General features: G+C 38.1%; 19 protein-coding genes and 1 other annotated feature (1 of these 20 running past the window's edge). All 19 genes read right to left on the bottom strand.

Annotation, left to right across the window (positions count from 1 at the left end; genetic code table 11):
- Window positions 1-7: 7 nt before the first annotated feature.
- On the bottom strand, window positions 8-988 hold the full coding sequence (locus tag I6L50_RS13405; RefSeq protein ID WP_002011699.1) for a 2-hydroxyacid dehydrogenase family protein: 981 nt from the start codon (window positions 986-988) through the stop codon (window positions 8-10).
- Between the two features lie 135 nt (window positions 989-1123).
- Window positions 1124-1288, bottom strand: a complete 165-nt coding sequence (locus I6L50_RS13400) for a YozQ family protein (RefSeq protein WP_002193236.1) — start codon at window positions 1286-1288, stop codon at window positions 1124-1126.
- Between the two features lie 68 nt (window positions 1289-1356).
- A complete protein-coding gene (locus I6L50_RS13395) occupies window positions 1357-2376 on the bottom strand; it encodes a histidinol phosphate phosphatase domain-containing protein (protein WP_002030669.1) in 1020 nt (339 codons plus the stop codon).
- A 12-nt stretch (window positions 2377-2388) separates the two neighbouring features.
- A complete protein-coding gene (gene hisE, locus I6L50_RS13390) occupies window positions 2389-2712 on the bottom strand; it encodes a phosphoribosyl-ATP diphosphatase (RefSeq protein WP_002011702.1) in 324 nt (107 codons plus the stop codon).
- A gap of 10 nt (window positions 2713-2722) precedes the next feature.
- Complete coding sequence (gene hisI, locus I6L50_RS13385) at window positions 2723-3028, bottom strand: phosphoribosyl-AMP cyclohydrolase (RefSeq protein ID WP_002086731.1); 306 nt, start codon at window positions 3026-3028, stop codon at window positions 2723-2725.
- The gene (hisF, locus tag I6L50_RS13380) at window positions 3025-3783 is read right to left on the bottom strand and encodes an imidazole glycerol phosphate synthase subunit HisF (RefSeq protein ID WP_219301798.1); all 759 of its coding nucleotides are present in this window, start codon (window positions 3781-3783) and stop codon (window positions 3025-3027) included. Before hisF ends, hisI begins: the two co-directional genes overlap by 4 nt.
- Entirely contained in the window at window positions 3777-4496 is a 720-nt protein-coding gene (gene hisA, locus I6L50_RS13375) for a 1-(5-phosphoribosyl)-5-[(5-phosphoribosylamino)methylideneamino]imidazole-4-carboxamide isomerase (protein WP_215552692.1), read from the bottom strand. Before hisA ends, hisF begins: the two co-directional genes overlap by 7 nt.
- The gene (hisH, locus tag I6L50_RS13370; RefSeq protein WP_002011707.1) at window positions 4469-5098 is read right to left on the bottom strand and encodes an imidazole glycerol phosphate synthase subunit HisH; all 630 of its coding nucleotides are present in this window, start codon (window positions 5096-5098) and stop codon (window positions 4469-4471) included. The genes hisA and hisH overlap by 28 nt, the downstream gene beginning before the upstream one ends.
- Entirely contained in the window at window positions 5099-5683 is a 585-nt protein-coding gene (hisB, locus tag I6L50_RS13365; protein ID WP_002030662.1) for an imidazoleglycerol-phosphate dehydratase HisB, read from the bottom strand.
- Window positions 5683-6972: a histidinol dehydrogenase gene (gene hisD, locus I6L50_RS13360; RefSeq protein WP_219301797.1), complete on the bottom strand. Its 1290-nt coding sequence runs from the start codon at window positions 6970-6972 to the stop codon at window positions 5683-5685. Before hisD ends, hisB begins: the two co-directional genes overlap by 1 nt.
- A 12-nt stretch (window positions 6973-6984) precedes the next feature.
- On the bottom strand, window positions 6985-7620 hold the full coding sequence (gene hisG / locus I6L50_RS13355) for an ATP phosphoribosyltransferase (RefSeq protein WP_033708301.1): 636 nt from the start codon (window positions 7618-7620) through the stop codon (window positions 6985-6987).
- Window positions 7596-8858 (bottom strand): ATP phosphoribosyltransferase regulatory subunit, encoded by a 1263-nt coding sequence (locus tag I6L50_RS13350; RefSeq protein WP_219301796.1) that lies wholly within the window; start codon window positions 8856-8858, stop codon window positions 7596-7598. The genes hisG and I6L50_RS13350 overlap by 25 nt, the downstream gene beginning before the upstream one ends.
- A gap of 308 nt (window positions 8859-9166) precedes the next feature.
- A complete protein-coding gene (gene leuD, locus I6L50_RS13345; protein ID WP_113937007.1) occupies window positions 9167-9748 on the bottom strand; it encodes a 3-isopropylmalate dehydratase small subunit in 582 nt (193 codons plus the stop codon).
- Window positions 9726-11120, bottom strand: a complete 1395-nt coding sequence (gene leuC / locus I6L50_RS13340; protein ID WP_002011716.1) for a 3-isopropylmalate dehydratase large subunit — start codon at window positions 11118-11120, stop codon at window positions 9726-9728. Before leuC ends, leuD begins: the two co-directional genes overlap by 23 nt.
- On the bottom strand, window positions 11120-12184 hold the full coding sequence (leuB, locus tag I6L50_RS13335) for a 3-isopropylmalate dehydrogenase (protein WP_002011718.1): 1065 nt from the start codon (window positions 12182-12184) through the stop codon (window positions 11120-11122). Before leuB ends, leuC begins: the two co-directional genes overlap by 1 nt.
- A gap of 77 nt (window positions 12185-12261) precedes the next feature.
- Complete coding sequence (leuA, locus tag I6L50_RS13330) at window positions 12262-13782, bottom strand: 2-isopropylmalate synthase (RefSeq protein ID WP_219301795.1); 1521 nt, start codon at window positions 13780-13782, stop codon at window positions 12262-12264.
- A gap of 1 nt (window position 13783) precedes the next feature.
- Window positions 13784-14800 (bottom strand): ketol-acid reductoisomerase, encoded by a 1017-nt coding sequence (ilvC, locus tag I6L50_RS13325; protein ID WP_003188179.1) that lies wholly within the window; start codon window positions 14798-14800, stop codon window positions 13784-13786.
- Between the two features lie 21 nt (window positions 14801-14821).
- A complete protein-coding gene (gene ilvN, locus I6L50_RS13320) occupies window positions 14822-15331 on the bottom strand; it encodes an acetolactate synthase small subunit (RefSeq protein ID WP_000822948.1) in 510 nt (169 codons plus the stop codon).
- On the bottom strand, window positions 15328-17028 hold the full coding sequence (ilvB, locus tag I6L50_RS13315; protein ID WP_016093002.1) for an acetolactate synthase large subunit: 1701 nt from the start codon (window positions 17026-17028) through the stop codon (window positions 15328-15330). Before ilvB ends, ilvN begins: the two co-directional genes overlap by 4 nt.
- Before the next feature lie 73 nt (window positions 17029-17101).
- Window positions 17102-17181 (bottom strand) — a binding site (T-box leader) (it continues 149 nt past the right edge of the window).

Below are 17181 nucleotides of genomic sequence, written 5' to 3'. Positions count from 1 at the left end.
TTCTTTTTTATTTTGTAACTAATACTTTTTGATTTACAGGTGTTACAGGTTCTTCACCATTTAATACAGCTAAAATATTTCTTACTGCCATTTCAGCCATTGCATCACGTGTTTCGAATGTTGCATTTCCTACGTGAGGAGCAAGTACTACATTCTTTAATCCTTTTAGCTCTTCTGTAATTTTCGGTTCAAATTCAAATACATCAAGAGCTGCACCTTCAATTTCATTCGTTTTTAGTGCATGAGCAAGTGCTGATTCATTCATAATTGGTCCACGTGAAGCATTTATAATATATGCTGTTTTCTTCATCATTTTAAACTGTTCTTCATCAATCATATGATGTAATTTCGGATTATAAGCACAGTTAATTGTAATAAAGTCCGCTGTTTGTAATAATTCTTCCAACGTTACGTATGTCGCTTCCAGTTCACTTTCAGCTTCAGGCTTTCGATTTGGTCCTGTATATAAAACATTCATTCCAAATGCTCTCGCACGCTTTGCAACTGCCTTCCCGATTTCTCCAAGGCCAATAATTCCGATTGTCTTACCGTGTACTTCGCGGCCCAAGAAGAATAACGGTGCCCATCCGTTAAATCCAGTTGTACGACATAACGTATCACCTTCAGGAATTCTACGTGCCGCTGCTAAAAGAAGTGCAAATGTTAATTCTGCTGTCGCTTCAGTTGATACTTTCGGTGTATTCGTTACCGCAATTCCTTTTTCTCCTGCATATGTGTAATCAATATTATCGTAACCAGCACCATAATTTGCGATAATTTTCAAGTTTGGTGCTGCGTCAATAACCTCTTTCGATACCTTCGTAGAAAGTAAGCTTAAAAGTGCATCTTTATCTTTTACACGTTCTGCTAACTCTTCTACACTAATTAATTCTTCTTTATTGTACATTTCTACATCATGATTTTTCAATAATTCTAATCCGATTTCTGGAATTTTTCCTGCTACTAATATTTTCGCCACTACTAACACCTCTTCTATACAAAATATGATATCTCTTATATTTCATTGTAAGAAATCTACATATAAAAACCAAGGAATTTGATTATAGTTTTGAAAATCGACACTTTTCCATAAAAAAAGAGGAGATGCAACTCTCCCCTCTTTTTACGCTTTTTCTTGCGATTCTTTCCCAAGCTTCGCATCGATTGTTCCTTCTGCAACTGTATCGCTAATTTGTTCCTCAATAACTGAGTTAGCAGTATTATTTGTTTCAGAAGTATAGGCTTGACCTGCCGCTTGTACGTTTTGTTTATTTTGTTGTTTCGCCATTTTTCATCCTCCTTTTCATTCTTTCTTATTTTGAACAAAAAGGGTGATTTTCATCAAAAAATCTTGTTTCATTTTGAAATTATTCCTTCTTCTTCAAGCAATCTCATCGTTCTTACTCGTTTCGTAAATGTAGCTATGTGAGAAATATCATGATTGCGTAATGTCTTTATATTCTCTTCCACATACTTTCCTAAATCATTCGGATAATGGGCATCTGAGGATAGAGTAATCGGAACTCCATGCTTAGCTAATACTTGTAAATAAAGCGGACTTGGGCACATTTCGCGCACAGGATATCGATAGTACAATCCCGCATTTATTTCTGTTGCTGTATTTGTTTCCACTAACGCACGAGCAATTTCCTTATAATAAGAAAGCTGTTCATTCTCATCCAATCGATAATTAAATACTTTTATGTTATCGAGGTGAGCTATAATATCAAAAAGCTCGGAACGAACAGCACTTTCAACTGTAGCGAAAAACGTGTGATATAAAGTATGTAACTCATGCGTACCAAAATACTCTTTCGTATCTGGATTATCAAATCCCCATCCATCTATAAAATGGACCGAACCGATTACATAATCAAAGTCTCCTAATGCTAGTAAACCTTTTAACTCTTGTTCACCCCCGATAAAATAATCCGCTTCAATTCCAAGTTTGAGCGTTATCCCTCGTTTACTCCATCGCTCTTTTGCCTCTTCAATCGCCTTTGTAAAATCATAAATAGACGTTACTCTTACTTGATCTAACCATTCTTTTTGCAGGCGACCAAGCTTAGAATCACTAATATCTACATACTTTTCATAATATCCTTTCGCTTCATGAAAACGATATAAATGATCGACAATGCCAACTTCTTTTATACCTTTTCGCACAGCTTCTTCTAAATATAAATCAATCCATTTCGCTGTAAATGGACCTTCCTTCACACGTCTTTGCAGGCGTTCTTGTGTTTTCATAAGCCATTCCATAGAATGTTTTTCTTCTTTAAGCGGTTCAAAATATTGTAGCGCATCATTTATTTTAGCTAGCCACCCTATTGAATATGGCCCTTCTTCTAAATGAATGTGATAGTCCACTTTCATCCATATTCCCCCTTATAATGTATCTATTTCTCTTCTGTCCCCTACTCGCGAAAGCTTTCCATTTCTTTCTTTCACTTCTTGCATGACATCTTCTAATGGAATATTTTTTTCGGCTAATAGAACAAAACAGTGATAGAACACATCAACCATTTCTTTTACTATTTCTTCTTTATCATTATTTTTAGACGCAATAATTACTTCGGTGCACTCCTCACCAATTTTCTTTAAAATTTTATCTTCACCTTTTGAAAATAAATAATTCGTATATGATTCAGAGAGTGGATTTTTCTTTCGTTCTTCAATTGTTTCAAATAATAACTTAAGGATATCTTCCATATGTATCCCCCTATATAATTTTGTAGTGAAAACACGTTTTTTCTCCCGTATGGCAAGCAGGCCCTACTTGCTTTACGACAACAACGATTGCATCTTGATCACAGTCTAAATAAAGTGATTGCACATATTGGACATTTCCCGATGTACCTCCTTTATTCCATAACGATTGTCTCGAACGGGAATAAAACCATGTTCTTTTCGTTTCCAGCGTCTTGTCATACGCTTCTTCATTCATATAAGCTAACATTAAAACTTCTTTCGTATCTTCCTCGATAACAACAGCTGGTATCAATCCTTTTGCAAAATTAGGTTTCATAACCGCACCTCAACGTTTGCTTCTCTTAATTTTCTCTTTACATCTTGTACAGTCGCTTCACCATAATGAAAGATTGATGCTGCTAATGCTGCATCAACTGTTGTCTTTTGAAATACTTCTATAATGTGATTCACATGACCACATCCCCCTGATGCGATTACTGGAACAGAAACGCTGTTTGAAATTGCTCCTGTTAAACGAAGATCATATCCGTTTTTCGTTCCATCTGCATCCATACTCGTCAACAAAATTTCTCCTGCCCCGAGCTGGGCAACGCGCTTCGCCCATTCGATTGCATCCATTCCCGTATTAAGTCTTCCGCCATTTACGTATACATTCCATTTATCTTCTGCTACTTTTCTAGCATCGATTGCTACGACAATACATTGTGAGCCAAAATGTTCCGCACCTTCCTGGATTAACTTCGGATTTCTCACTGCCGCTGAGTTTATTGAAACTTTATCTGCTCCAGCTCTTAGTAAATTGTACATATCTTTAACACTTGAAATCCCCCCGCCAACTGTGAGAGGTATGAATACTTTTGAAGCCGTTTTTTCTACAACATCTATAATCGTTTTTCGCCCTTCATGCGTCGCAGTAATGTCTAAAAATACGATTTCATCTGCTCCCGCATCATTATATAATGCGGCTATTTCAACAGGATCACCGACATCTTGTAACCCTATAAAATTCACACCCTTTACTACCCGCCCTTCTTTCACATCTAGACATGGAATAATTCGTTTTGCTAACATAGTTTTGTTACCTGTAACACTTTTTCTAAATCAATCGTTTTCTCGTAAAGTGCCTTCCCAATAATGACGCCATATATGTTCATATCATTTAATCTTTTCACATGTTGAATAGATGCGACACCTCCAGATGCAATCACACGAATACCCACGCTTTTTTGCAGTAACTCTAATTGCTCAAAATTTGGTCCTGCAAGTGTCCCATCTTTTGAAATGTCCGTAAACACAATCGTTTGAACACCTACACTTTCCATTTGCTTCGCTAAATCGATGTACGAAATTTCAGACACATCTAACCAGCCCCTCGTTGCTACGAAACCATTTTTCGCATCAATTCCAACTATGATTTGCTCCTTATATAGACGAACCGCTTCTTCTAAAAATGATTTATCGTAAAGGGCAGCCGTTCCTAATATCACTTTTTCCACACCTACTGACAACAACTTCTCCACTGCCGCGAGTGACCGAACTCCTCCTCCAATTTGCACTGGAATACGTACCGCCTTGCATATTTTTTCAATGACAGGTAAATTTACTGACTCCCCAACAATTGCTCCATCTAAATCAACAACGTGTAGTATTTTCGCTCCAAGTTTTTCAAATATGATTGCTTGTGCGACTGGATCTTCATTCATCACCGTTTCTTTACTAAACTCTCCTTGATAAAGCCTGACGCATCGTCCTTCTTTTATATCGATAGCTGGGAAGATTTCCATGCTTCTACCACCCCTTTGAAATTTTTTAACATTCGCATCCCAATTTCCCCACTTTTTTCAGGATGAAACTGTGCGCCAAATATATTTCCTTTTGCTACAAAACCAGGTACTTTCACTCCATATTCACTTGCCCCATACACAATTTCATTCGGACAATCTGCATAATAAGAGTGGACATAATATACGAAAGAACCGTCCTCTACTCCATTCCAAAGCGATATTTCTCCTTCTTTTTTTAATTCATTCCACCCCATATGTGGAATTTTATAAGGAACTTTTAACTTTCGAATAACACCTGGCAATAAATTTAATCCGTTACAATTTTGTAATTCCTCACTTTTTTCAAATAAAAGCTGCATTCCTAAGCAAATACCCAGAAGCGGTTTTCCTAAACTCCCAACTTCTTTTAGCACACATACTAAATCTTTTTCTTCTAAAACGCCCATCGCTTTCGGAAATGTGCCTACTCCTGGTAAAATAACTCCATCACTTCTCAATATTTCTTTTTTATCATCCGTTATGATGTACTCTGTTCCAATATATTTTAATGCTTGTTCCACACTACGAATATTTCCCATTCCATAATCTATAATTGCAATCAATTACAACATCCCTTTCGTTGAATTTACACCATTAATATTGGCATTTTTATCGACTGCCTCTCTAAGCGCTCGACCGAACGCTTTAAATAAAGCTTCAATTTTGTGATGTGTATTGCTTCCGTATAAAATGCGAGCATGTAACGTAATATTTGCAGCATGAGCAACTGCTCTAAAAAATTCTTCCGTTAATTCTGTGTCAAAATCCCCTAGCTTTGGATTTGTTAATTCACCTTGAAATACAATATATGAGCGCCCGCTTATATCAATCGCTACAAATCCTAAAGATTCATCCATCGGTACATACGCTGAGCCGTAACGGTTAATCCCCTCTTTATTTTGCAATGATTCTTTCAAGCAAGTTCCGAGTACAATTCCAACATCTTCAACCGTATGATGGGCATCAACGAATACATCACCTTCAGCTTCAATTTGCAAACCAAATCTTCCGTGTCTAGCAAATAAAGTTAGCATATGATCAAAAAATCCAACTCCTGTTTGCACAGAAACATTCGTACTTTCATCAAGTTGCAAACTTAATTTAATTTTTGTTTCCGTCGTCTCACGTACTTGACTAGACTCGCGCATTATTCTTCCTCCTTAAACCTAATTTGGATTGCTCTTGCGTGTGCATGTAAACCTTCTTTATTTGCAAGTTCTACAATATGATGCTGTACACTTCTTAACGCTTCTTCCGTATACGAAACGAAGCTTGATTTTTTTACGAAATCATCGACGGATAACGGAGAAAAGAATCTTGCCGTTCCACTTGTCGGTAATACGTGATTCGGCCCCGCCAAATAATCTCCGAGCGGTTCAGGTGCATATGGACCAAGAAAAATTGATCCAGCATGCTTTACATAAGCTAGAGCATTCATTGGCTCTTTTATGTGTAACTCTAAATGTTCTGGAGCGATTTCATTTGATAAATGAAACGCCTCTTCTAAAGAAGGGACAATAAAAATTGCTCCATTTCTTTTTATGGATTCACGAGCAATTTCACTTCTAGGCAACGTCTCTAGCTGCCTTTCTATTTCTCTTTCTACTTCTTTAGCAAGCTTTATATTTGTTGTAATACAAATAGCTGTTGCCCTCTCGTCATGTTCTGCCTGTGATAATAAATCAGCAGCAATATATTCGGCATTTCCTGTTTCATCTGCGATAACTACAATTTCTGATGGTCCAGCAATCATATCGATATTGACTATCCCATATACTTCTCGCTTCGCTAGCGCGACATATAAATTCCCTGGTCCAACTATTTTATCTACTTTAGGAATCGATTCCGTTCCATATGCTAGAGCAGCAATTACTTGAGCACCACCGGCCATATATATTTCATCTACACCTGCAAGACTTGCAGCAGCTAAAATATGCGGATCAATTCCTCCTTGCTTCGGCGGTGTTACCATTACAATTTTTTTCACTCCTGCGAGTTTTGCTGGCAATACATTCATTAATACTGATGAAGGATACGAAGCAGTCCCACCCGGCACATATACACCTACATTTTCTAACGGACGAATAAGCTGCCCTCTAATTATCCCTTCACTCACGCAATCAAACATAGATTGTCTTTTTTGCTTTTCGTGATACGAGATAATATTTTTCTTCGCCTCTTTTAACGCTTCTAAAAAAGCTTGTTCTACAAACTTACTTGCTTGTTTTATTTCTTCCTCACTTACACGAAAATCTTTTGTCTCTACACCATCAAACTTTTTTGTATAGAACGATAAAGCCTCATCTTTACTCTCCCTTACGTTTTGAACAATTTCACTTACACTTCTTTGAACAGTTTCTTCTATTATATTAGCGCTTTCTCGTAGCGATTTTATTTTCGATAAAGCCTCTTGGAAATCTTCAAAAACTATCTCCATTTAAAGTCCCCCCTATTTCCCTGACAAAATTTCTTGTTCCATCATATTTATAATGCAGAATATTTCGTCTTTTTTAGTTTTCAATGCAGCCTTATTCACAATCATTCGAGCTGATATAGAGCACATTTCCTCAAATACAATTAACCCGTTTTCTTGTAATGTTTTTCCTGTTTCAACAATATCAACAATTGCATCTGCCAAACCTAGAAGTGGAGCAATCTCTACAGATCCTTCTATTTTAATAATTTCTACATCCTCCCCTTTATCATGAAAATATGTAGAAGTAATGTGCGGATATTTCGTAGCAATTCGTTTTTTTCGATAACTCTTCGGATTATACGTAGGAATAGAAGCGACACAAAATTTACACACGCCCACTCCTAAATCGACCATCTCATATATATCTTTCTCAAATTCCATTAATATATCTTTTCCAACGACTCCAATATCAGCTACGCCATGTTCTACATAAGTAGCAACATCTACCGCTTTCACTAAAATAAATGAAATGTTTGTGTTTTTACTTTTAAACACAAGTTTTCTTCCTTTATCTTTGAGCTCCGAACAATCAATTCCAATTTTTTCAAACAGTGGAATAACATGCTTTTCTAATCTTCCTTTCGTTAACGCAATTTGAATGTTACGCATGAAGCCTCCCCTTCTTTCTGGATGATCCATTTCTCTCTCCATACATATTCCACTAGTGACTCACTCTTCGCCTCAACGACTGTCATTATTTTATTCTTGTTTGCAAATTGAAAAGTATCGTTTAAATTAGAGAATAAAGATAACTGGGCATTCTTCCCGTCCTTTTGAAGTAAATTTCGTAACCTTTCCGCTTCTGCTAATCTATTTAACTCATAATGAATCATAATATCTATTCTCTTTCGTTTATATGGTTCTTGCTGCTCTTGAAGTGCCTTAACTATTTGATTTACTTGCACCGCGAGCCCAACCGCTGGCATCATCTCTCCAAAATTTCCAATTAACTCATCATATCTTCCGCCACTAACAATCTCTTCTCCAATTTCATATATATACCCTTTGAAAATAACACCCGTATAATAATCCAAATGTTGAACCATACCTAAATCAATTGATATGTAAGAGCCATATCCTAACTGTTCAATTGTTTCATATATTTCTTTCACTCTTGTAATGGCCATTTTCATTTCATTACTTGAGGCGAGTTTTTCTGCTTCCTCAACAACATCTAAACTCCCGAATAACCTTGGTAGTTTCTCAAGTAACCTTACTGTTTCATCACATCGATTTAATTTCTTTTCTTCTATAAAGTGTGAGAGTGCGGCATAATTTTTACTTTCAATATACGTTCTAAGTAACTTCTCTTCTTCATCATTAATCGGGAGCTTTTTTACGATACATTTATATAACTGCACTTGCCCAATCTCAATTGTGAAAGATTGCACCTTTAATTTTTGAAGTGCTTGAATTACGCTTATCACACATTCAATTTCGGCCCTTACATTTTCAATCCCGATAATTTCAATACCACTTTGCACTATTTCATTATATTTCCCAGTAAGGGACTCATTCGCCCGAAATACATTCCCGCTATAAGTTACTTTAAGAGGAATATCCCCTCTCTGTGTTCCAATTACTCTTGCTAAAGGAATTGTCATATCTGGGCGTAAAACGATAATCCGTCCTTTTTCATCGAAAAATTTATACATCTTTTCTTCATCTATCGGCCTGTTTTGAAATGCAAAAACATCATAAAATTCAATTGTAGGTGTCCTTATTTCTTCATAACCTCTCTCTAAAAAGGTCCGTCTTAATTTTTGTTCCACTTCTTCAATTAACGTACATTCTTCGAATAAGTAATCTCTCGTTCCATTCGGATTTGCCCGTTTCCACTTTGTCATCTCATTTCACACACCTTTCCCTCTTTAATTTATGCCCATTCGATCCACCCAAACCGAAAATAAAAAGAGCCTTGTAGACAAAATACCTACAAGGCTCTTTAGTAGAGTGTAGGTACAACGGGAATAACCCTTGTGCCTACACGTTTTCACGTTAGGTTCAAGGGTTTCATGTATGATGATGTAGTTGTGTAAGCATTTTTATAGATTGCACGATATTCATAATACTTACTCCCTTTCTCCTCTGATTTTCACATAGTATATAACAGTTAATTCTGAATGTAAATACATTTTTAATATTCCGTTATTTCTTAATATAAGGCTATCTCTCTTTCATACTCTCCAATTTCTCGTTCGTATTGCATCGTAATGCTGATTTCATCTAGACCATTTAATAATTTTTCTTTCCACATTTTCTCGATTGTAAAATGAAACCTGTGCGTATTCGTAATAATTACTTCATTCTCTAAATCAACTTCCATTTGATCTCTCGCATTCGTTTTGGCAAGTTGTTCACGCATCTCTTTATCCATTACAATCGGTAACATACCATTCTTCATACAATTCATATAAAAAATATCTGCAAATCCTCCGGCGATAATAACGCGGAAACCATAATCCGCAAGCGCCCACGGAGCATGTTCTCTTGAAGAACCACATCCAAAATTATCACCTGTAATTAATATACTTGCTCCTTTTCGTTCTTGTGCATTAAGGGGGAAATTAGGATTTTCATGGCGCTCATTATCGTAACGCCACTCATCAAATAAATATTTTCCAAATCCCGTCCTTTCAATTCTCTTCAAATATTGCTTCGGAATAATTTGATCTGTATCAATGTTATCATTCATAAGTACTGCGGCAGTACCTTTATGAATATGAAATGGTTCCATCGTAACTCTCCTTTCTAATATCAACAAAATGACCATATAACGCAGCTGCTGCAGCCATAGCTGGACTTACTAAATGTGTTCGTGCTCCTTTCCCTTGCCTTCCTTCAAAATTACGATTTGAAGTAGAAGCACAATGTTCTCCTTCAGGTACTTGATCTGGATTCATCCCAAGACACATTGAACATCCAGGCTCTCTCCATTCAAATCCCGCTTCTTCAAATATGCGATGTAAGCCTTTTTGCATCGCCCGCTCTCTCACACTTTTTGATCCTGGTACAACGAGTGCTCGCACACCTTCTTTTACCTTTTTCCCTTTTACAACAGATGCAGCAATTTCTAAGTCAGATAAACGTGAATTTGTACAAGAACCAATGAAGACATGCTTAACAGGAATTTCAAACGTACTTTGCCCAGGGCTCAATCCCATATATGAAAATGCTCTTTCATCATTTTCGTTATGCTTCTCTGGTAATTTTTCATCAATAGGAACACCCATACTAGGATTTGTTCCCCAAGTGACATACGGTGCTAAATCCGTAACATCTACCGAAATATGTAAATCATAAATTGCATCTGAATCTGTATAAAGCTCCGACCATTTTCCCGTAAACGTTTCATAGTCTTTCGGTGCATATTCACGCCCTTTTACATAAGAAAATGTTTTCTCATCTGGTGCAATGATGCCAGCTTTCGCTCCCCCTTCAATTGCCATATTGCAAAGTGTCATTCTCTCTTCCATACCCATATCACGAATCGTCTCTCCGTAGAATTCCATTACATGCCCCGTTCCAACCGCTACACCGTACTTTGAGAGAAGATGCAAAATAATATCCTTTGCATAAACGCCTTTCGGTAACTTTCCTTTTAATTCAATCCCCATCGCTTTCGGTTTTCGTTGCCACAACGTTTGAGTTGCTAATACATGTTCTACTTCACTCGTACCAATACCAAACGCTAAAGCACCGAAAGCACCGTGGGTTGCTGTATGGCTATCACCGCATACAATCGTTTTCCCCGGTTGTGTGAGCCCAAGTTCTGGTCCTATAACGTGAACGATTCCTTGCTCTTCATCACCAATATCGGCTAATCGCACCTTAAATTGTTTACAATTGTCACGAAGTGTATCCAATTGCTGCTTCGCAATGCGATCGGTAATATTCCAAACATCTTTCGTTGGAATATTATGATCCATCGTTGCAAACGTTAATTCCGGTCTCCGAACAGTTCGATTTGCAAGCCGCAAGCCTTCAAAGGCTTGCGGTGACGTTACTTCATGAACGAGATGAAGATCGATATATAATAAATCCAATCCATTTTCATTCGTTACAACTACATGTCTTTCCCAAAGCTTATCTAGTAACCTTTTCCCCATTATCTTCCTCTCCCTACTAGTGCCTGCTCTTCCATTTCTTGAATAACTGCCCTCGTAAATGAAGTTGTCGTCTCATTCCCCCCAATATCAGCTGTACATTTCCCAGATTGAAGAACTGCAGAAATTGCCTCTTCAATCGCATACCCTTCTCTCGTTAATCCAAATGATTGCCCAAGCATCATCGCTACTGAACGCATCATCGCAATTGGATTCGCTTTATTTTTACCTGCAATATCTGGCGCTGATCCATGAATAGGCTCATATAAAGACGGCCCGTTTTCCGCATGGCTCGCTGATGGAAGCATTCCTAATGACCCTGCTAATACAGAAGCCTCGTCGCTCAAAATATCACCAAATAAATTTTCTGTTACGATAACGTCAAATCTCCTTGGGTTTCGAATTAACTCCATAGCAGCTGCATCTACTAAAATGTGCTCTAATTCAACATTAGGATAACGAAGAGCTACTTCTTCCGTAACAGCTCTCCACAATTTACTAGATTCTAAAACATTCGCTTTATCAATAGAGGTTACTTTTTTCTCTCTCTTACTCGCTAATTGAAAAGCATACGACACGATACGTTCAATTTCATGACGATGGTACGTAAGTGTATCAGTTGCCGATTCTTCCGTTCTTTCTTTCGGATAAGAGAAATAAATACCGCCTGTTAGTTCACGAACGACAACGAAGTCAATTTCATCTGCGTTTTTTAATGGCGATAAATGTGCAGTTGCGCTTTCTACTGTTACAGGACGAACGTTCGCAAATACACCAAGTCCTTTTCTTAAAGCTAATAATCCTTTCTCTGGCCTTTCTTTCGCATCATCCCACCGCGGTCCACCAACCGCTCCAAGTAAAACCGCATCACTCGCTAAACAAGCGGCAAGTGTTCGCTGTGGTAATGGTTGCCCATTTAAATCGATAGCCGCTCCGCCAAAGTACTCATCTTGTAAATGAAAGTGATGTCCATATAGCCTCTCTACCATATGCAATACTTCCTTCGCGCTTTCCATAATTTCCGGACCAACACCATCACCCGCTAAACAAACGATACGTTTTTCCAATTAAAACACTCCTTTTGTCTGAATTTTCAGAAATATACTTTGATAAGTAAGGGACGATCCCCTCACTTATCAAACAGTTACTTCACAAGAGTAATAAAAGATTTTAATTTTCCGGCCGCATGAACATACGCTCTCGCCGATGCTTCTAATACGTCTTGCGCAACACCAAAACCTGATACTTGATGAGTTCCTTCTTTTAATTCAACATGAACATGTGCAAGTGCATCTTGACCTTGCGTTATAGATTGTATGCGATAATCCGCTAAGTCACATTCTAATCCTAAAATTCTTTGAATTGCATTATAGATCGCTTCAATACTTCCAGAACCAGTTGCTGCATCTTCGTACATATTTCCTTCCTCATCTTTTAGTACAACCGTTGCACACTGTGTACTATTTGATACGAAATGTACTTGCAATTGAGTAATGCTATATTGCTGGGCCGCAAATGCTGCTTCACCAAGCATAAGCGCACGTAAATCTTCTTCTGTAATTTCTTTTTTACGGTCAGCCAAGTTTTTAAATGCTTCAAACACCACATCTCGTTCTTCTTTTGTAAACTCATAACCAAGTTCTTTCATTTTTTCAGTAAACGCATGGCGCCCGGAATGCTTTCCTAATACAAATAGATTTTGTGACTCTCCAATCAGCGATGGTTCAATAATTTCATACGTCGTTACTTCTTTTAATACACCGTCTTGATGAATACCTGATTCGTGAGCAAAAGCGTTTGCTCCAACAATTGCCTTATTTTTCGGTACAACCATACCCGTTAACCGACTTACTAACGTACTCGTCGCTTTAATTTCTTTTAATGTCATAGAGGATTCTGCTTCATAGAAATCTTTTCTAATATGGAGAGCAACCGCGACTTCTTCTAGCGCCGCATTTCCTGCTCTTTCTCCAATTCCGTTAATGGTTCCTTCTACTTGTAACGCTCCGCCTTCAACTGCTGCTAACGAGTTCGCTACTGCCATTCCAAGATCATCGTGACAATGACAAGAAAAAATTGCTTTTTCATAAGAAGGAACGGATTCTTGTAAGTATTTAAAAAGAGAATAGTATTCTTCAGGATTCGTATATCCAACTGTATCAGGAATATTGATTACATTCGCTCCTGCGCGAATCGCGACTTCTACTGCTTCAGCTAAAAATGCTCTCGATGTTCTTGTTGCATCTTCTGCTGAAAATTGAACTGTTGGAAATAGTGATTTCCCGAGCGTAACCGAGCGATGAATGCTATCTAATACATCTTCTTTTGACATACAAAGCTTATATTTCATATGAATGTCACTCGTAGCTAAAAATACGTGTAATCGAGGAGAGACAGCACCTTTCACTGCGTCATATGCTCTTCGAATATCGCTTTCCTTTGCTCTAGCTAAACTCATAACCGTAGCATTTTGAATGGTATTTGCGATACGTTTTACCGATTGAAAATCACCTTCAGAAGCTGCTGCGAATCCAGCTTCCATTACATTAATACCAAGTCTCTCTAGTTGCCTCGCAATCTGTAATTTCTCTTGTTCATTTAAATTAACTCCTGGTGATTGTTCGCCATCACGTAGCGTCGTATCCATGAACAAAATTTGCTTCATATTATTTGACCCCTGCCTTTACTCGCGGCTGTACAAACGGCATCATTTCACGTAATTTACGTCCAACTACTTCGATTTCATGTTCATTTTCTTTTTCATTTGTCGCATGGAAATTTGGTTTTCCTGCTTTATGCTCTGCGATCCAGCCTCTTGCAAATGTACCATCTTGAATTTCTGCTAGCACTGCACCCATCGCTTTCTTCGTATCTTCCGTCACAACGCGTGGTCCTGATACGAAGTCGCCCCACTGCGCTGTATCTGAAACTGAATATCTCATATTTTCAAGTCCGCCTTCATACATAAGGTCAACGATTAGTTTTAGTTCATGTAAACATTCAAAATATGCAACTTCCGGTTGATAACCAGCATCAACTAACGTTTCAAACCCAGCTTTTACTAGTGCAGTCACTCCGCCGCAAAGTACAGCTTGCTCTCCAAATAAATCTGTTTCTGTTTCTTCTTTAAACGTTGTTTCTAATACACCTGCTCTCGTCGCCCCAATTCCATCTGCATATGAAAGTGCCTTTTCAGTCGCAACTCCTGTTGCATCTTGATATACTGCAAATAATGCAGGAACAGCTCCCCCTTCCGCAAACGTACGACGTACTAGATGTCCTGGACCTTTCGGTGCTACTAGAAATACATCTACATTAGCTGGCGGTTTTACTTGATCAAAGTGAACATTAAATCCATGCGCGAAAACGAGAGAATTGCCGCCTTGTAAGTTTGGTGCAATTTCAGCTTCATATACTTCCGGCTGTAATTCATCAGGTAGTAGAATCATTACTACATCTGCTTTTTCTGCTGCTTCCGCTACTGTATATACAGAAAAACCGTCTTCTTTCGCCTTATCCCATGACTTCCCTTTCCTCAGTCCAACTACTACATCAAATCCGTTATCACGTAAGTTTTGTGCATGCGCATGGCCTTGCGATCCATATCCGATGATTGCTACTTTCTTTTCCTTTAATACATTTACCGTTACGTCTTTTTCATAATAAACTTTCGCCATTTTCATTTCCCCCTATTTTTTAAATAATTATTGAATTAACATAACTTGTTTATCTTGTTTTTTCATACTACGTGTAAATGCTGTTACACCTGTTCTAGCAATTTCTTTCAAACCATATGGACGAAGTAATTCAATTAACGCTTCTACTTTCTCCTGGGTACCTGTTACTTGCACCACTATGGAATCCTTCCCAACATCTATTACAGCGGCTCGGAACGGTTCAATTAAACTATATAATTCTGCTCTTGCTACAGACGTTGCTACTTTAATAAGTGCAAGTTCTCTAGCGATCATCGCTTCTTCTGTAATATCTGATACTTTCAGTACATCGATTTGCTTATGAAGTTGTTTAATTAACTGCTCAACTTGCTGTTCATTTTCAACGTGTACAACAATCGTCATTCTCGAAATATCCGATGATTCCGTATGACCTACTGAAATACTTTCAATATTAAAATGTCTACGTGTCATAACACCTGTAATTCGATTTAACACACCGCTTTGATTTCGAACTGTCGCTGTTACAATTCTCTTCACCTTTTCTCCACTCCCTCCATTTGATGAACGCCTTTTCCTGGGGCAACCATCGGCATTACCTTTTCGGATTGAAGTACGCGGCAATCAATTACAACAGGCTCTCTTAACTCAATTGCATACTGTAATTGTTGCTTTGCAAGAAGTGGGTCTTCAATACGAACACCTTTTATGCCATAAGCATTGGCAAGCGCAACAAAATCTGGTTGGCATGAAAGTAAGGAGTGCGAATATCGCCCATTATAAAATTCCTCTTGCCATTGTCTTACCATTCCTAAAGCTTCATTATTTAAAATAAACACTTTAACTGGTAAAGAATGCTCTTTTAATACACTTAGTTCTTGCAGGGTCATTTGAAATCCCGCATCACCGACAATTGCAATAACTAGTTCTTCAGGCTTTGCGATTTGTGCACCTATTGCTGCTGGAAACCCGAAGCCCATTGTTCCCAACCCACCAGAGGTTACCCATCTATCTGGGTTTTTCAGCGGATAATATTGAGCTGCCCACATTTGATGTTGCCCAACATCTGTTGTTACAATCGCTTCTCCTTTCGTAATTTCGTATAGCATATCAATTGCATATTGAGGTTTAATACGCTCTGCATGTTCTTTGTAAGAAAGAGGGTATTTTTCTTTTCTACTATTCAATAACGAAAGCCAATCATTGTGATGTACTTCCCCTTCTTTAAAAGTAAGTAGAGCTTCTAATGCTTGCTTTGCACTCGCAACAATAGGGATTTCAGTCGGCACATTTTTCCCAATTTCCGCTGGATCAATATCTATATGTGCGACAATTGCTTCTTTAGCAAAATAAGCTAAATTCCCAGTAAGACGATCATCAAACCTTGCACCTATATTAATAAGTAAGTCACATTCATATAACGCCATATTTGCGGTGTATGAACCGTGCATTCCTCCCATCCCTAGAAATAGTTCATCATCTGGTGGAAACCCACCAAGACCAAGTAATGTATGAACAACTGGAATATGATATTTGCGAGCAAAACTTGTTAATTCTTTCGATGCTTTCGCATGCAATACACCTGCTCCAGCTAAAATTAATGGCTTTTTTGAGACCTCAATCGCTTGTAATAATTTGTTTATTTGTAGTAGATTCGGTTCATAATTAGGCTGGTATCCTGGTAAATCCATTTGTACGTCGCTACATCGCTCACCTTGCTCTACTACCATATCTTTCGGAAGGTCAATTACGACTGGGCCCGGTCTTCCTGTTCTAGCGATATGAAATGCTTCTTTAATAATTCGGGGTAAATCCGATGCTTTTCGTACTTGATAATTATGTTTTGTCACCGGCATCGTAAGCCCCATAATATCAGCTTCTTGGAAAGCATCACTCCCGATTAACGTTGTTGCTACTTGCCCTGTAAATACAACAAGTGGCAATGAATCAATCATCGCGTCAGCTAGACCAGTAATAACATTTGTAGCACCCGGTCCACTTGTTGCAATTACCACTCCTGGATTTCCTGTAATTCTTGCATATCCTTCAGCAGCATGAATTGCACCTTGCTCATGCCTCGTTAAAATATGCGGAATTTCACAATCATAAAGCGCATCATATAGAGGTAAAACCGCACCACCTGGATAACCAAAAATCACCTCTACTCCTTCCTTTTCTAGCGCTTCTAACAATAGCTGTGCACCAGTTGCCAGTTTCTCTTCCGTTTTTGAAGACATTTTTCTTATAAGCCCCCTTTTTTAAAACATTTATAAAATAAAAAAATCCTACGTCCACACTCCAGCTATGTGCTGAAGGGACGAAAGATTTCGCGGTACCACCCTTCTTTGCAAGATTACTCTTGCCTCAGTGACTCGGGATATGAGTCTAGC

The organism is Bacillus sp. FDAARGOS_1420 (genome assembly GCF_019344915.1).
GTDB lineage: Bacteria > Bacillota > Bacilli > Bacillales > Bacillaceae_G > Bacillus_A > Bacillus_A mycoides.
This window is presented reverse-complemented; position numbering and strand designations above follow the sequence as displayed.

What these genes read in the sequence shown, in the direction of transcription:
- hisA (WP_215552692.1), bottom strand. Translation starts at nt 4,496, where the DNA reads ATGGAAATCTTCCCAGCTATCGATATAAAAGAAGGACGATGCGTCAGG.
- hisG (WP_033708301.1), bottom strand. Translation starts at nt 7,620, where the DNA reads ATGCGTAACATTCAAATTGCGTTAACGAAAGGAAGATTAGAAAAGCAT.
- leuD (WP_113937007.1), bottom strand. Translation starts at nt 9,748, where the DNA reads ATGGAACCATTTCATATTCATAAAGGTACTGCCGCAGTACTTATGAAT.
- I6L50_RS13400 (WP_002193236.1), bottom strand. Translation starts at nt 1,288, where the DNA reads ATGGCGAAACAACAAAATAAACAAAACGTACAAGCGGCAGGTCAAGCC.
- hisI (WP_002086731.1), bottom strand. Translation starts at nt 3,028, where the DNA reads ATGAAACCTAATTTTGCAAAAGGATTGATACCAGCTGTTGTTATCGAG.
- I6L50_RS13395 (WP_002030669.1), bottom strand. Translation starts at nt 2,376, where the DNA reads ATGAAAGTGGACTATCACATTCATTTAGAAGAAGGGCCATATTCAATA.
- leuA (WP_219301795.1), bottom strand. Translation starts at nt 13,782, where the DNA reads ATGAAGCAAATTTTGTTCATGGATACGACGCTACGTGATGGCGAACAA.
- hisB (WP_002030662.1), bottom strand. Translation starts at nt 5,683, where the DNA reads ATGCGCGAGTCTAGTCAAGTACGTGAGACGACGGAAACAAAAATTAAA.
- I6L50_RS13350 (WP_219301796.1), bottom strand. Translation starts at nt 8,858, where the DNA reads ATGACAAAGTGGAAACGGGCAAATCCGAATGGAACGAGAGATTACTTA.
- hisE (WP_002011702.1), bottom strand. Translation starts at nt 2,712, where the DNA reads ATGGAAGATATCCTTAAGTTATTATTTGAAACAATTGAAGAACGAAAG.
- ilvB (WP_016093002.1), bottom strand. Translation starts at nt 17,028, where the DNA reads ATGTCTTCAAAAACGGAAGAGAAACTGGCAACTGGTGCACAGCTATTG.
- hisF (WP_219301798.1), bottom strand. Translation starts at nt 3,783, where the DNA reads ATGTTAGCAAAACGAATTATTCCATGTCTAGATGTGAAAGAAGGGCGG.
- hisD (WP_219301797.1), bottom strand. Translation starts at nt 6,972, where the DNA reads ATGGAGATAGTTTTTGAAGATTTCCAAGAGGCTTTATCGAAAATAAAA.
- ilvC (WP_003188179.1), bottom strand. Translation starts at nt 14,800, where the DNA reads ATGAAAATGGCGAAAGTTTATTATGAAAAAGACGTAACGGTAAATGTA.
- leuC (WP_002011716.1), bottom strand. Translation starts at nt 11,120, where the DNA reads ATGGGGAAAAGGTTACTAGATAAGCTTTGGGAAAGACATGTAGTTGTA.